Raw genomic sequence first — 14,805 nt, forward strand, 5'->3', positions numbered from 1 at the left:
GGGTAAACCGGCAGGGATGCCGGTTTAGCCGCCCCGCGCCATGGATGGCGCGTGGCGGCGGCCCCCCAAATCACTGGCGGATTACGGGCACACCGAGCCCAAGCGAGGTGCCGAGTGGTGGGGCAAGAGCGCTTTGGTTACTTTCGCGCTTTTCGAAAGTGACCCGCTGTCAGAGCGGAACCCTAGGTGGCCGTTACCGCAGGAATGGATATGTACACAATCCAACTGTGTTGACTGTCAGGCCGCCTTCGCGAGCAAGCCCGCTCCCACAGTGGGATCGTTGGGGTGTCAGGTAGATAGGTGTCGGTTTTCAGGCCGCCATCGCAGGCAAGCCAGCTCCCACATTTGGATCGTTGGGGTGTCAGGTAGATAGGTGTCGGCTGTCAGGGCGTCACGGGAGCAAGCTCCCTCGCCACAGGTGCAGCGCGTGACCACTTGGAGGGGATGACACCGCCTCACCCTTGGTATCCTGCCACTCCAACCCACAGGGACCCGTGCGCATGCAAATCAACCCAGCCTTTATCCTCCACCAGACCGAACACTGGCAGCTCAACCACCACCTGACCTCGAAGCTGCCCGGTTACCTGATGCTGGGCGCCAGGGCGCCGATTGACGCCCTCCCCGACATGCCTGAAGGCGCGCTGGCCGAACTGGGTGGCCTGCTCGCCACTATCCAGCGGGTGATGCAAACCCAGCTCCAGCCGAAATGGCTGTATATCAGCCGTTACGGCCATGTCCCGGGCTTGCCGCTGCATTTTCATTGCATCCCCGTCTATGACTGGGTAGAGCAAGCGTTCTGGCGGGACGAACGCTATCGCTCGCTGAGCGCTTTCGGTACGCAACCCCTCGAGCCCATGACCGATGGCGCTGAACTGACCTTGTTCGTATGGCGCGAGTTTGGCGAGAGCCCCACCCCACCGCCGACTCAAGGGCCAGGAATAGAGCTTGTGATCGAGCAATTGCGCGCTGCATTCAAACGGGAGTCATAACCCGCAATTGCTTCACCATCGGTACACACGCCAGCACCAACCCGGACGGCGAGCGGTATACCGCCTGCTCATCGCCCACATACCCGCACGCTCTATAAAAACTCACCGCGTTCAGTGTCGCATCCAGCACAACCTGTTCAATCGCCTGCTGCTGCGCCATACGCTCCAAGTGAGCAAGCATCGCTTTGCCAAACCCTCGCCCGCTGAATACGGGCAATACAAACAAGGCTCCGATTTCATGGCTGGCAAGATCCAGCATGCCCGTGGCGACAGGCTCGCCATTGAACCATCCCATGTAGAACTGTTTTTCCATCAACACGCTGTAGCCATCGCTGGCGCGACCTCGGGTCCAGAGCGCCATTTGTTCAGCGCTATAGGCGCCAATGCATTGGCCGCGAATGGCCTCACGACGAATCTCAAACGCACGCTCGGCGTCGTCCGGCGTGGCGCGTTTTATCTCCAGCATCTCAAGCTCCTTCCATGACCTCAAACTGCCATTAGCCCATTTGTGCTAATCGACCCTACCCCACGGCGGCGCTATATTCCGCGGCACTTCCAACGTTCTCACCCACACCGCGCATTCAGTGCGCGCGGGTTCGTTGCGCGTTGGAAAAACCAAAACAACCCCAAGGAAGAAGCACTATGAAACGCCACTCCCCTGTCACTCGTCTTGCCCTGCTGGGCGCCTTGATCATCGGCGTCGCCGGTTGCAGCAATATCAAACCCACCGAAGATCATCTCAAGAAGCTGTCGGAAACCAATCTGGGCGAGCCGGTAAAACGTATCTCCAACGTGCGCAGCGACTCCATGACCACCTACTACGTCGCTAACACAGCCTCCGGCGAGTACAACTGCTCCGTGCCCAGCGGCGCCAGCGGCGGCGCGTTCGCGATTGCCAGTTTCGGCCTGATGAAGCCCGCGGCCTACTGCATGCCCAAGGGCGCCAAAGGTAATGGGTTGACACCGTTCATGCAGTGATTTTTTCCTGGCTGAGCTCACGCAGGGTGCCGCGCAGTTCCGCAGGGCGTACCGGTTTGGACAGGATAGCGATCTGACGGTCATGCAGCGCGGCCTGGATTTTCTCCACATCGTGCCCGGTGAGGATCAGCGCTGGCACCGCCCAGCCGCGTTGCTCGCGTAGCTGGTCGATGCATTCAATGCCGGTGGCATGGTTGCCCAGGTCGTAATCGGCAACGATGATGTCGCAGTCGCTGACCAAGCCCTGCCCTGTGGACTCGGCCTGCACCTCGCACCCCCATCGCTCGAGCAAGGCTTGGGTGGCGAGCAGCACGTTGTAGTCATCCTCCACCAGGCACACTTTCAGACCACTGAGCAGACCGGCCTGGCGAGCATCGTCACGCATTGCCGGTTGACGCGGCGCGGTGGCCAAGGCCAGGCCATGCAGACTCACTGAGGTACCATGGCCCACCCGCGAACGCAGACTCACCTGCAACCCCATCAATTGCCCCAGGCGCTTGACGATGGACAGCCCAAGGCCCACGCCTTCAACGTCCTTGTCACGCAGCTGGCGCACGCGATAAAACTCTTCGAAGACCTTTGACAGATGCTCCCTGGCAATCCCCCGCCCCTGGTCGTGCACCTGCACCACCACCCCGTTATCACGTATGCGCACGCCGATCAGCACCGGTCGTTGCGCGCCGTATTTGAAGCAATTGGAGAGCAGGTTCTGCACCATGGTCGCCAGCATGGCCGGATCAACCAGCACCCAGTGGGCACAGGGGCGCAGGCGCAGCTCCACGCCCGCCCAGCGGGCAGCCTCGGCGTTCTGGCGCACCAGGTCGGCAAGGAAGTCGCCCAGGTGGATCACTTGGTATTTGGGCAACAGGCGCCCGTTGTCGAGGGTGTAGAGGTCGAGAATCGAACGGAACAATTGCGAGACGTTAAGCAACGAGCGGTCGATATTGTCCACCAAACGCTGTTCGTCTTCCCCCAAGCGGGCTTCGCGCAGGCAGGCGGTGAACAGGCCGATGGAGTGGATCGGCTGGCGCAGGTCATGGCTGGCCTGGGCGAGAAAACGGGATTTTTCCAGGTTGGCGGCGATGGCTTGCTCGGAGGCCTTGCGCGTGCGCTCCAGCAGAATATGCGCATACACCGGGATCACCGTGCTGGTGATCATCAGCATCAGCATCATGAATGGTTGCGCCTGCCACAGCGGCGTGAGTTGGTACACGATCAACAACGCCAGCAACGCCAGCCCCGTGGCAATCGCCAGGTAGCGCGAACCGTAGCGCATGCCGTTGCCCAGGTTCACCCAGACCATCACCGCATACAGCGGCAACGCCGCTTCACCGCCCACCACCAGGCCGAACGAAGTACCGGTGTAGTCGTGGATCATGCCGAAGATCCGCCGAGCCGGATAATGCCCGGGCCAGCGTGCGATCACCTGGCGCAATACGATGGATGCCAGCAGGAACAGGAAGATATAGAGGATCACCGGTAGGTAGGTATCCAGCGATTGCCCAGGAAGGAAACCCAGCAGGCTTATATACACAATGGCGATGGTGGCCACCACGATACGCAGGTTAGCCTGATCGAGTTCGGAGTTGGTCTCAAGACTCATCGTCATATCCCTGACCTATCATCTGTAGGAGCGAGCTTGCTCGCGAAAAACGTCAACGATAACGCGTTTGACCTGGAAGTACGCGGTGCCTGTGCGTGCTTCGCGAGCAAGCTCGCTCCTACACCGACGGTAAATAAATTAGCATGCCTCGACACAACCTTGCCCCAGGAAGGAGCTCGCCATGACCGGCCGAATCATCATCGCCGACGATCACCCCATGTTTCGCGAAGGCATGATGCGCACCGTGCAGCGCCTGCTGCCGGGCGCGGTGGTGCAGGAGGCCGGCGACCTGGCCACGGTGAATGCGTTGCTGTGCGAAGCGGGCGAGGTCGATACCTTGATCCTCGATTTGCGCTTTCCCGGCCTGACCTGCATCAGCCAACTGGTCGAACTGCGCCAGCAACTGAAACGCACCACGTTGGTCCTGGTGTCGATGGTCGATGACCCCGCGCTGATCGAACAGGTCATGGCCCTGGGCGCCGACGGTTTTATCGGCAAGAACATCGCCCCGGACGAGATCGGCCAGGCCCGGCTGGCGATCCGCGAAGGCGAAGTGCTGGTCAAATTCGCCCCTTCAGGCCTGCTGCCCCTCGACACCCACACCCTCACCACCCGCCAGCAGGAAGTGCTGCGCCTGATTGCCCAGGGCAAGACCAACAAGGAAATTGCCAAGGCCCTGAATATCTCGCCGTTTACCGTGCGTATCCATGTGTCGTCATTGTTGCGCAGCCTGAATGTCCCCTCGCGCGCTGCAGCTGCGGTGAAGTATTCCGGCGAGTTCTAGACGATTGCGCAGCTCAACGCTGCGCGGGAATACGAATATCGCCCCCACGGCATTGGCTTTTCACACTGCGCGGGCAACCGGCAAAGGCCAGGTCCTTGGTCAGGCACACCCGTACCTCCGACAACACCTTTCCCTTGCAGATCACCGCTATCCCGTGATTGCCCATACGCGGGTTGCTCTCGCGAAACAGCGCCTCGATCTCACTGGCCTGCAATGACGGCGGCGTATTAAACGGTTGCAACTGCTGCGGGATCACCACCGCGCCAAGCGCCACATCGGTCTTCTCCAGATATTCCAACGGTTCGAGCCCACTGCAGGTGCCATGCTTGGCCCACTCATGCTTGAGCAGCGCGCGGGTGGGAAACAGCGCCGCGCCCTTGTCCATTTCTGCCTCGCTCAAGCGCGTCTGCGGTGTACAGGACGCCGGCCACCCTCCCCGCGCGTATTGCGGCCACAAACCATGCAGCACAAAGCCGTAGCCTTTACCTGAGCATTGCTCGTTGCCTGGGTGCGTGAGGCAAAACGTGGGTGACCACGAGAGCGATAGCACATAGAAATCAAACTCGCCCGACTGCCCTTGGCTGCGTGGCGCCGCCGTTGTCGCGGTGGCCATCAGCAGCCACACCACCATCCAGTATTTCATCCCGGTATTCCTTTAAAAGAGTGAAGCCTTACGCTATCGCCACGACTAGGGATGCTGGGAGTAACGGTGTAACACCTTGTCCAGGATGATATCGGTCTTCAGCGCTTCGATGGCCAGCGACGGATGTTCGGCCTCGCCACGAATATGCGCATTCATGTTCAGGACATGGTGCCATTGAATATGGGTGTGACACGGCACGTCCAACACCTCGGTGGTCTCGCCTTCAAGACGCAGCGGCTGGTCCTCGAACACCGAAAACTGAATACGGCCGCGACTGCCGATCAGTTCGACCCGGTCTTCGCGGCGGTCCGCCACAAAATTCCAGCAGCCCATGCCCAATGCACCGCTGGCAAATGTCCAGCAGGCCGTCACTGCGTCTTCTGCCGCGTAGCGTCCCGCCTGTCGTGCGGAAAAGCCTGAGACCTCGACGATGTCCCCGGCCAGGTACTGGAACAGGTCGAACCCATGGCTGGCCAGGTCGGCAAAGTAGCCGCCACCGGCAATGGCCGGGTCGGTGCGCCAATTGGTGGCGTCGGTGTCTGTTACGGCAGCGGGTTTGCACAAAGTCCAGCTCAGATGGCGCAGCTCACCGATACGCCCTTCCTGCAGCCAGGTGCGCACTTGCTGGAAGCGTGGCAATGAACGCCGGTAATAAGAAACAAACAGGTGCAGCCCGGCGCGCTCAAATGTGCGCTGCATCAACGCGCTCTGTTCAGCATTCAGCGACATCGGCTTTTCGACGCAGCAATGCTTGCCCGCCGCCGCCACCCTCAAGGCGTATTCAAGATGGCTGGCGGGTGGAGTGGCGATGTAGACCGCATCCACCTCGGGGTCATCGATCAAAGCCTGGGCGTCGGTATAGCAACGGGCAATACCATGGCGCGCCGCATAATCGCGCACCGCCTCGGCACGCCGCCCCATCACGGCGACCAATGCCGAACCTGGCGCCTTATAGAAAGCCGGTCCACTCTTCAATTCAGTGACACTGCCACAGCCGATCATGCCCCAGCGTATGGTCTTCATCTAATGTCCTCGGTCGTATTCGTCAATCGGGCAGTATCCACATACCGGCCCTGGCGCGCCATAACCACTTAGCATGACAATTGCATTACACTTTTATGACATTCATCCGGCACGGGGGCACATTCGATGAAAATTAGGGCAACCGTCATTTGCGAACATGAGGGGCATATCCTCTTCGTGCGCAAGGCCAGATCAAAATGGGCATTGCCCGGCGGGAAAGTAGAAGCGGACGAGCGCCCGGTAGGCGCGGCGGAACGCGAACTGGAAGAAGAAACCGGGTTAAACGTGGACGGCTTGTTGTACCTGCAGGAGCTCAAGGCCCGCGACACCGTCCACCATGTGTTTGAGGCCTCGGTGGTCAATATCGACGAGGCACGGCCGTGCAATGAGATTGTCGATTGCCAGTGGTACGCCTACAGCGCCCTGGACGAGCTGGACACCACAGACGCCACCCGCCACATCGTCAAATCCTTCCTGCGGCGCCTCTGACGCCCTGGACAGCCGCTAAACCACCGCCGCGAACCCACGGCGCCCGGCCTTTATCTCGGTACGCAACTCACCAATCAGGTTGGCGATGGCACGGATGCTGTCCAGGCCCTCGGGCGATACACGGGTCAGCAACAAGTCGACACGGCCGGACGTGGGCTCGAACACGCTGATGCGCAGCGAGCCGTCGCTGTTCAGGCAGCACTCACACGCAAGCGGAAGGAAGCCTGAGGCCATGATGCGGTTGAATTCGGTGATGGAAATCATGATCAGCCCCCCGTCCCTGGGTTCTACCCGATTGAGGTGATGCAAGCAGCATAGATAAGGTTTTGCCGGCCACCGGACAATTAATGCAAAAGTGTTAGCCAGCCCTCATTTTGTCGGGCGTAAAAAGTCATGTACTGCGGGCCGAGATTAAATCGCGGGCAAAAAAAATCCCAAGTAGCTGATGGAAACTTGGGATTTAAAAATGCATAAACCGTGGGAGGTGAACGCCCGGCTATAGTAACGATTGTAAAAACATGTAACAAGATTATTTTAATCCTTTCGTCGGATTGAAAGCGTCGTAAGTCATTCAATAACCACATGTTTTTTAAGGTGGAAGGCGGTAGTCGTGCTACTTTTTGGTGCAAGTAACGGGTATAAACCCACGTATAAAAAAGGGCTATTGATCCGGTGCCGTATTTTTAAGTAATTGTTCACTTAATTGCTTGCACGTTTCTTGAAGGGCCTCACGACTCGAAGCGGTGGCGCCCACCACAGCCTCCAGGTGACGACACAGCGCCAAACGTTCAGCGGCTTCTTCACGTTGGCGGTCGACCTTGGCGTTGAGCTGAACAAAATAGAACCCCAGTAACACGGCGACAACCAGCACCCCCACCGCGAAGTAGCGCAAGCTGTTGGACGATGAAGGGGCTGGGGCATTCATGGCCTTACGGCACCCGGCTCTTTTCATAACGCACATCATCGCCATCGACCGGGCCCACGACGAACCAGCCCAGGCGCTGATAGAACCCATTGGCCCGGATCCCATCACGCCCATCAGTCACCAGGTAGAGCCTGTCGTGGCGCTCAAACAGGGCCGCCTCGGCCAACGCCATCAGTTGACGGCCCAGGCCAAGCTTCTCGTGCGATGGCAGCACGAACATCGCGAACACTTCACCTTCATCCAGGTCGACCATGGAAAACCCCGCCGCCTGGCCGTCCACTTCCGCGATCCAGCCGCAAGGTGCTGCGCGCAACGTGTCGCTCAATACCTGCGGGGTAATCCCCAGGCCAGCCATCTGTTCAAGGCTCAGGTGGTTTTGCACCACCGAGGTGCGAATCGCGCACAGCGTGTCGACGTCATCAGGTGTCGCCGTTCGAATCAGTACTTGCATACCGGCCTCCATGAAGAAGTGCGCAATTGTATGCAAATACTCACACGGGGGTTGTCGTGGATTTGTAAAGGCCCCACGGCTGGTACGGGGCTACGAATTACTTGCGCGCGACCTTGTAGCGCAGGCAATCTTGGTAAAAGCTTTGACGAATCGCCTCGGGCTTGAGCCTTGAGCGGCTGTCATAGGTCTGCTCGGTGATCCCCATGGCCATCATGCGCATCCACGATTTGCTGAACTTGAGGGTCTGGATCTTCTGCCGGGCCGCATAGAGCGAAACGCCGGATAACTTGAGCTCCTGGGCCCTGGCGGCCGTGCCTGCGCCCCAACTGCACATGTACTTGTCACCCTCGCGCAATTCCCTGGCCTGCGCGACAGTCGCGCCGCCGGCCAGGGAGCAGGCAATCAGCATCATTCCCACAGAGCGCATTTGCATCCTCACCTAACCACCTGAAAATAAAAGTGATTTTGGCGAGGATTTTGTTACAAAGGGGCCATTAAATTGCCTTACTGCGCAAAGCGACTCGCGGATGCTTCCTATCAAGGCTTGAGTTCGAACAGCGCCGGCATCGGTGGCCACTCCGAGGGCACTTTACGAAAGCGGCTGAACCCGGCTGCTTCAGCCATCTGGCGGGCACGCTTCTCGCCCATGAACGCCCCCAGCCCGGCGCCGCCATGGGACAGCGAACAGGTCATGCAATAGAGGGTGCTCTGCGGGTACATGACGCGCCCGAACAGGTTCATGTTCTCGTGCAGTTCTTCGGACAGGTTGAGCTCCACCATCAGGTAGGTGCCGTCTTCGGCCGTAGCGGCGCGCAGGTCCTTGAGCATCTGCTGAGGGTCGGTGGCATCGTGGATCACCACAAAGGTGGTCACGAAGTCGAATTGCTGGCCGCGCAAGGCATCGGAGTCGTTCACCTCGAATTGCACCCGGTCACCTACACCGGCCGCCTCGGCGTTGGCCCGCGCCAACTCGATGGAAGGTAGGTGGAAGTCACAGCCGACAATGCGCGCCTCGGGGTAGGCCTTGGCCATAGTGATCGCCGCCAAGCCCGCACCGCAACCGAAATCCAGCACACTGCCGCCGGTCTTGAGCTTCTCTTCGACGCCGTCCAGGGACGGAATCCAGTGCTGAACCAAATAGTGCTTGTACCAGGGCATGGTCATGCGCTCCATGCCTTTCCAGGTTTCCAACGGGAACGCCTCTTCAGCGCAGCCACCACCATGGCGGAAGGCTTCGATGACCTTGGGCGCCATGCTCACGAACGGCACGCTCAGCTGAATGATGCCGCCGGCAAAATACGGCGAGTCTTCATCGGCCAGCACCGGCACAAATTCAGCCGGCATCTGGTAGCGGCGGGTTTGCGCGTCGTAAGTCACATAATTGCCGGTGGCCATGCTGCCCAGCCATTCACGCAAGTAACGCGCGTTGTAGCCGGTCTTGTGCGCCAACTCTTCCAGGGTCACCGCCTGGCCGTCGGCCAATGCCTTGAACAAGCCGAGTTGGTCGCCGATGTAGAGCATCGCGCCGCGCAGCGTGTTGCCGTAATCCTCCATGATGCGCGCCGAGAACTGTTGGACCTTGGCTTTATCAACTTCCATAACGTTGGACATCTGTCGCTCCTTGATGAATTTGCAAGTCTGTTCAGAGATCAGTGATTAACGGGCTGCGAGTTTGGCCAGCACGTTGTCGACGATGCGTTCGGACATCCCCAGGTGGGTCCTGGGCTCGAACAGCCGTGCCAGGACGCCGTCATTCATGACCGCAAGCACCCGCGCATCGGCCTCGATTGCCTCGCGGATCGACACGTGGTTGCGCTGGCTGGCCTGGGACACTTCGAAGATGATCTGGTAGGCGCTGCTCTTGCCCAGCTTGCGCGCCATTTCGAACACCACCGCTTCGGTGCAGATGGCATCGCCATACGCCTGGGCGGTGCCTTCCATCTTCTGCACATTCACGGTGAGCCCCTCGATGGTCTCGGTCAGAATCGAGAGCGCCATCAGTGCATAGTGGGAGACGTCCGCGACCGCGCACCACTCCAACCGCGTACCGCGGTAATCGCGCTCATGCTCAAGAATCATCGCGTCCAGCGCGAGCATGACCTGGGCCTTGGCCAGCCGCGCCAGCACCACCACCTGCTCACAGCCTTCGGGGTTGCGTTTGTGCGGCATGGTGCTGCTGCCGATCTGCTGGTCGCTCCAGCCCACTTCCACTTCAGCGATTTCCCAGCGATTGAGCGTACGGATTTCATCGGCTACGCGGGCCAAGGAGGCGGTGACCATGGCCAGGGTGCTGACGAACTCCGCAACGCGGTCACGGGACACATGCCAGCCCGTCAGGGGCACTTGCAGCGACAAGCGCTGGGCAAAACGCTCCAGCATCGGCATGGCGTCCGGGCCGAACGCCGCCATGGTGCCGACCCCGCCGAACAGTTGCACCACCAGTACACGCTGACGAGCTTCGGCCAAGCGCTGCTGATGGCGCAACAGCTCATCGATCCAGCCGGCGACCTTCAGCCCGAAGGTGGTCGGCAAGGCGGGAATCGAGTGGGTCCTGGCGACCATCAGCGAGTCACGGTGCGCATCGGCCAGGGTCGACAACTTGCCCAGCAAAGTCTCCAGGGCCTTGTCCATGGCATCGAGGACATCGCGCATTTCCAGGGACTGGGCGGTGTCCTGGATATCTTGGGTGGTAGCGCCGTAATGCACGTATTCACGGGCACTGGGGCTGCAATTTTTTTGCAGGGCGCTCAGCAATGGCATCAGCGAATGCCCAGTGGCAGCCACGCCCTCGGCCAGTTGGCGCACATTGATGCCCGATAGCAACGCGGCCTTTTCGATCTCCAGGGCCGCCTCGCGCGGGATGATGTTGACATCGGCCTGGGCCATGGCCAGCGCGGCTTCCACGTCCAGCCAACGTTGCAGGCGACAATGACTGCAAAAAATCTTGCGGCTCTGCGGGCCGGCATAACCCGAACCGTGGGTTTTCGAATCGAGGATGTGGCTGTGTTCGTGGCGGCATTGCTCGCCGTCATGATCAAAACCTGGGTGGTCCGAACGTGCGGTGCAAGACGCACGGGCTGTCGTTTCCAAAGTTTGCGCATCCATCACATACCCTCCGTAGCGTACAGGGACTGACTGGTATTGCCTTGGGTTGCCATCACTGCTTCAGCACCATCGCCTGAAGCGCGAGGTCGTGCTTTAGTTGCCACCAGATCGACCATCTCCGCCGCCAGCCCTGTGTAGGCTGTCGGGTCAAGCAAGTCATCGAGCGTTTGCGGGCTGAAACAACCGCGCAGCCGAGGGTCGCCAAGCAGCGCGTCGCGAAAGCAAACGCCCGCGTCTTGGGCCTGCAGGGCGATGTCGTGCACCAGGTGATGGGCCGTCTGCTTGCCACACCGAGGCGCCAGCGCGAGCATCACGCGCTCCGACAGGATCAGCCCGCCCAACAAGTCCAGGTTGCTGCGCATGCGCGCTTCACGCACCTCCAACCCAGCCAGCAGCAAGCCTTCCATACGAGCGAGCAACGCACCGGCGTAAATGAACAGCTCGGGTAAGGCCGCCCATTCGATGCGCCAGGTGGTGCCGTCACGCTCGTGCATCTGGAAAGCCGCATCGGTCAGCGCAACCATCTGCGCACGCACCAGCCGTGACAGCGCGCTGATCAGGTCCACCGTCGATGGGTTTTGCTTGTGGGGCATGGTGCTACTCCCCACTTGCCCGGCTCGCCGCCCCTCGCGCACTTCGTCGATCTCGGTGCGCTGCAGGTGGTAGATCTCATTGGCGACACGCCCCAACGTCGCCGACGCCTGCACCAGCAACCACGCCGCTTCCAGGATGCGGTCGCGGGCGCTGTGCCAACTGCTCAACGGCGCCGCCAGGCCGAGGCTTTCCAAGGTGCGGCGCTGCACGTCCAAACCCTGCGGGCCAAGCCCGGCCAGGGTGCCCACGGCGCCGGTCAGGTTGCCGACCATCACCCGGGCGTAAGCTTCGTCAAAGCGTTCAAGGTGTCGATCAATCTCATCGACCCACACCGCCACCTTGTAGCCGAACGTGGTGGGCAGTGCGTGTTGACCATGGGTCCTGGCGACCATCGGCGTGTGCTTATGGCGCAGGGCGAGCGTGAGCAGATGCCCACGGATCCCGCGCAAACGCTGCACCACCAGGCCCCAGGCATCGCGGATTTGCAGGATCAGCCCGGTGTCGAGGATATCCTGGGTGGTCACGCCGTAATGCACGTATTCGCCCAGCCCATCGGCACATAACCCTTGCAAGGCGCGCAGGGTCGGCACCAGGATGTGCCCGGTTTCCAGACCCTCGCGCCCCAACGCGTCGAGGTCCAGCAGTTCCACGCTGGCCACCCGGGCAATTTCCCGGGCGGCCTCGTGGGGGATAATGCCCATTTGCGCCTGCGTCGCCGCCAGCGCTGTTTCAACATCGAGCCACTTCTGCACCTGATTGGCATCAGAGAAGATCGCAGCAAATTCCGGAGACGAGTAAGCGCCCCCGTGGATACGGGATTCGGTGATATGACTTGGCATGTCGGGTTACTCGGGTTGTCCAGGGAGGGCTACTTCACGCGTTGTACTTCTTCCCAGACTGCATCGTAGTAAGCCCGCTCCAGCCGGAAGTGCTCGGCCAGTGACGTCAGGAACGCATTCTGGAACCCCAGGTCCGGAATACGCCGTGAGATCAGCGCCCATTCACGCTTGGCCCGCGGCGGCACCAGGCTGATATGCACTTCGTAGTACTCCGCATCATCCTGGCTCAAGCCCGCGTTGCGCAGGGCGCTGTACAGCTTGCCGTGGTTACCCGGCACCACCAGTTCGGTGATGTAGAACACCGCCAGGCCCCAGCCGACATCGGGGTTGCGGAAACAGCGTGCGCGGTTGTTGAGGTAGGCGATTTCCTCGGGCATCGTCGAGAGCGCCTCGAAATCGGCATTCAGGCCCACGGCCGCAAGCAGCTTGGCTAACAGGCGCGGGTGGGAGCGCCGCTCGTCTTCTTCGCCCAACTCGCCGTAGAGATAACGCGCCAGGGCGGCCGCCTCGTCCACATCAGTCAGGTTAACCAACAGGTCGGCGGCGTCCCGGTACAGGCGGTATGTGCGGAACCATTGGTGGCGCAAGAACACCTGCAGTTGCTCGCGAGAGGCTTTGCCTTCAAACACATACTGCGACATCGGATGGTTTTCCCGCGACTGCGCGGCAATCTGCTCTTCCAGGCGCTGCTGGAAACCGGCCTCGGACAAGGGCGATGCCAGGTCGGCTGACGGCATGAAACGCTCTTGCACGCTATAGATGGCATTGGCCAGCCAGCGCCGGGTCGAAGCGGTGGCCACGTCATCGCTCAGCGACAGGATGTACAGCAGTTGCTGGCACTGCGCTGCATTGGCGGCGTCGCCACGTTGGCCGGTCTCGCACAAGGCGCGCAGCATATTGGCGGCAATTTCGATGCGATTGAACGTCGCGTCCGGCTTCAAGGCTTCCGCCAACAGACGGGCTTCGGCCGTGTGAATATTCTGCAATTGCGACAGGGAAAAATTACGTGGGCTCATCATGTGCTCCATTATTTTTGTTTTCAGATCGCAGTTCGTTCAGGCAGACAGGCGTTGGGTCTGCATCTGCTGCCACAGGCCGTCGAAGTAGGCCTTGTTGATTTCGAAGTGGCGCTTGAGTGCGCGCATGAACGTGCGCTGAAAGCCCTCCTCGCTGGCGAACTTGGCAATCAGTGCCCACATTTCCTCGGTGTCGATCTCATCCTGGGTGCCATGCAAGCGGTGGAATTCGCTGGGCTGCTCTGGAACGTCGAGGCGCTGCAACAGCTCGTAGATGCGCCGATGGTTGACGCAACTGACAGACTCCACCGCATAGAGCAGCGCAAGGCCCCAGGCGACATCGGTGTGGCGCACGCAACGAATGCGATTATTCAGGTAGGCCTTTTCCAGCGGGTGCAGCGCGGGGAAATCGATGGCCAGCGGAATATCGAAATACTCCATCAGATGGGCGAGCATCGCCGGGTGCGAACGCTCCGGTGTCTCAGCCCCTGCTTCGCCGTACAGGTTGCGGTAAAACACCGAGGCGTCTTCGATAGCTTCGAAGCGAAAAGCCAGTTCAGCCAGCAGGCTGTAGAAGTTGTAGGAACGGGTCCAGTGATGCTCCAGGAAGAAGCGCACATCCTGCACCGGCGGCGTCCCTTGGAACAGGTGCACCGACATGGGGTGGTTGACCCGGCTACGTGCGGCGATTTCAGCGTCGACCTGCTGACGGAACTCGTCCGCCGGCAACACTTTAAAGCCCGGCACGTCGGCGGCGAACTCATCTTCGACGCGGTAGACCTCGCTGGCCATCCAGCGCCGGGTCGGCTCGGTGCGCGGGTCACCTGGAATGTGCAGTTGCAGCAGGGCTGACTGGTAGTGCGCGTAGGCGTCGGCGTCTCCCGCCAGGCCTTGCCGAGTCAGTGCGAGCAGCGCTTCCAGCGCGCGGGTGACCTGGGTGTAGTTGGCGCCGGTTTCCAAGGCATTCGCCATCAGCCGCGAGGCGGTGGTGAACAGATCGGAATCCGAGCGTTGTTGCAGGGCAGCAGTATCCATTGATAACCCCTGAATCTTGTTTTTGTGGTTGGGCATACTCGGAAAAAAGCCTAAAGGTTCCCGTAGTGGCAAGGTCAACACCTGTAGGAAAATTCTTTCAAAGGCTTGGAGATAGGCGGATGGCGCCCCCCAACCACAGGCATAAACACAACCCTGCAGCAACCGACGGTAACCACGATGCGAAGCGAGCCGCTCTTGATCTTGATCTGCTTTTGATCTCAAGCGCCCCGTCAAACCACGCTGGCCGGAATTCGACAGGGATTTGGGGGGTAAACCGGCAGGGATGCCGGTTTAACCGCCCCGCGCCATGGATGGCGCGTGGCGGCGGCCC

The 14,805-nt window shown here is 60.4% G+C and carries 17 protein-coding genes; 4 read left to right on the plus strand and 13 right to left on the minus strand.

The window, feature by feature from the left end:
• Positions 1-500 precede the first annotated feature (500 nt).
• Positions 501-989, plus strand: coding sequence for an HIT family protein (locus tag CER19_RS05880; protein WP_116665724.1), 489 nt, complete (start codon positions 501-503; stop codon positions 987-989).
• Here CER19_RS05880 and CER19_RS05885 read toward each other — a convergent pair.
• Entirely contained in the window at positions 973-1,455 is a 483-nt protein-coding gene (locus tag CER19_RS05885; RefSeq protein WP_116665725.1) for a GNAT family N-acetyltransferase, read from the minus strand. The genes CER19_RS05880 and CER19_RS05885 overlap by 17 nt on opposite strands.
• 176 nt (positions 1,456-1,631) lie before the next feature.
• On the opposite strand from CER19_RS05885, the gene CER19_RS05890 reads away from it, so the two are divergent.
• Entirely contained in the window at positions 1,632-1,967 is a 336-nt protein-coding gene (locus CER19_RS05890) for a hypothetical protein (RefSeq protein ID WP_116665726.1), read from the plus strand.
• Here CER19_RS05890 and CER19_RS05895 read toward each other — a convergent pair.
• Entirely contained in the window at positions 1,957-3,570 is a 1,614-nt protein-coding gene (locus CER19_RS05895; protein WP_116665727.1) for a hybrid sensor histidine kinase/response regulator, read from the minus strand. The genes CER19_RS05890 and CER19_RS05895 overlap by 11 nt on opposite strands.
• A 181-nt stretch (positions 3,571-3,751) precedes the next feature.
• Between CER19_RS05895 and CER19_RS05900 the strand changes: the two genes are divergently transcribed.
• On the plus strand, positions 3,752-4,354 hold the full coding sequence (locus CER19_RS05900; RefSeq protein ID WP_116665728.1) for a response regulator transcription factor: 603 nt from the start codon (positions 3,752-3,754) through the stop codon (positions 4,352-4,354).
• A 13-nt stretch (positions 4,355-4,367) separates the two neighbouring features.
• Here the strand turns inward: CER19_RS05900 and CER19_RS05905 are convergent, their stop codons facing one another.
• Together CER19_RS05905 and CER19_RS05910 are read right to left on the minus strand one after the other, a co-directional pair.
• Entirely contained in the window at positions 4,368-4,997 is a 630-nt protein-coding gene (locus CER19_RS05905; RefSeq protein WP_116665729.1) for a ribonuclease T2, read from the minus strand.
• A 45-nt stretch (positions 4,998-5,042) separates the two neighbouring features.
• Positions 5,043-6,020 (minus strand): Gfo/Idh/MocA family protein, encoded by a 978-nt coding sequence (locus CER19_RS05910; RefSeq protein WP_116665730.1) that lies wholly within the window; start codon positions 6,018-6,020, stop codon positions 5,043-5,045.
• A 126-nt stretch (positions 6,021-6,146) separates the two neighbouring features.
• On the opposite strand from CER19_RS05910, the gene CER19_RS05915 reads away from it, so the two are divergent.
• Positions 6,147-6,509: an NUDIX hydrolase gene (locus CER19_RS05915; protein ID WP_032896941.1), complete on the plus strand. Its 363-nt coding sequence runs from the start codon at positions 6,147-6,149 to the stop codon at positions 6,507-6,509.
• 15 nt (positions 6,510-6,524) lie between these two features.
• On the opposite strand, the gene CER19_RS05920 is transcribed toward CER19_RS05915, so the two are convergent.
• The 9 genes from CER19_RS05920 to CER19_RS05960 form a co-directional block, all read right to left on the minus strand.
• Positions 6,525-6,773 (minus strand): DUF1652 domain-containing protein, encoded by a 249-nt coding sequence (locus CER19_RS05920; protein WP_116665731.1) that lies wholly within the window; start codon positions 6,771-6,773, stop codon positions 6,525-6,527.
• A gap of 397 nt (positions 6,774-7,170) precedes the next feature.
• Positions 7,171-7,434: a hypothetical protein gene (locus CER19_RS05925; protein ID WP_116665732.1), complete on the minus strand. Its 264-nt coding sequence runs from the start codon at positions 7,432-7,434 to the stop codon at positions 7,171-7,173.
• Positions 7,435-7,438: 4 nt separating this feature from the next.
• Complete coding sequence (locus CER19_RS05930) at positions 7,439-7,885, minus strand: GNAT family N-acetyltransferase (RefSeq protein WP_116665733.1); 447 nt, start codon at positions 7,883-7,885, stop codon at positions 7,439-7,441.
• A gap of 97 nt (positions 7,886-7,982) precedes the next feature.
• The gene (locus CER19_RS05935) at positions 7,983-8,312 is read right to left on the minus strand and encodes a hypothetical protein (RefSeq protein ID WP_003191756.1); all 330 of its coding nucleotides are present in this window, start codon (positions 8,310-8,312) and stop codon (positions 7,983-7,985) included.
• A 110-nt stretch (positions 8,313-8,422) separates the two neighbouring features.
• Entirely contained in the window at positions 8,423-9,496 is a 1,074-nt protein-coding gene (locus tag CER19_RS05940; RefSeq protein ID WP_116665734.1) for a class I SAM-dependent methyltransferase, read from the minus strand.
• A 45-nt stretch (positions 9,497-9,541) separates the two neighbouring features.
• Positions 9,542-10,990, minus strand: a complete 1,449-nt coding sequence (locus tag CER19_RS05945) for an adenylosuccinate lyase family protein (RefSeq protein WP_116665735.1) — start codon at positions 10,988-10,990, stop codon at positions 9,542-9,544.
• Entirely contained in the window at positions 10,990-12,423 is a 1,434-nt protein-coding gene (gene purB / locus CER19_RS05950; protein ID WP_116665736.1) for an adenylosuccinate lyase, read from the minus strand. The genes CER19_RS05945 and purB overlap by 1 nt, the downstream gene beginning before the upstream one ends.
• A 29-nt stretch (positions 12,424-12,452) precedes the next feature.
• A complete protein-coding gene (locus CER19_RS05955) occupies positions 12,453-13,439 on the minus strand; it encodes an HOASN domain-containing protein (protein ID WP_116665737.1) in 987 nt (328 codons plus the stop codon).
• 39 nt (positions 13,440-13,478) lie between these two features.
• The gene (locus tag CER19_RS05960) at positions 13,479-14,474 is read right to left on the minus strand and encodes an HOASN domain-containing protein (RefSeq protein ID WP_116665738.1); all 996 of its coding nucleotides are present in this window, start codon (positions 14,472-14,474) and stop codon (positions 13,479-13,481) included.
• Positions 14,475-14,805: the final 331 nt, after the last annotated feature.

The organism is Pseudomonas sp. GL93 (assembly GCF_003408955.1).
GTDB classification, from domain to species: Bacteria; Pseudomonadota; Gammaproteobacteria; order Pseudomonadales; family Pseudomonadaceae; genus Aquipseudomonas; species Aquipseudomonas paracarnis.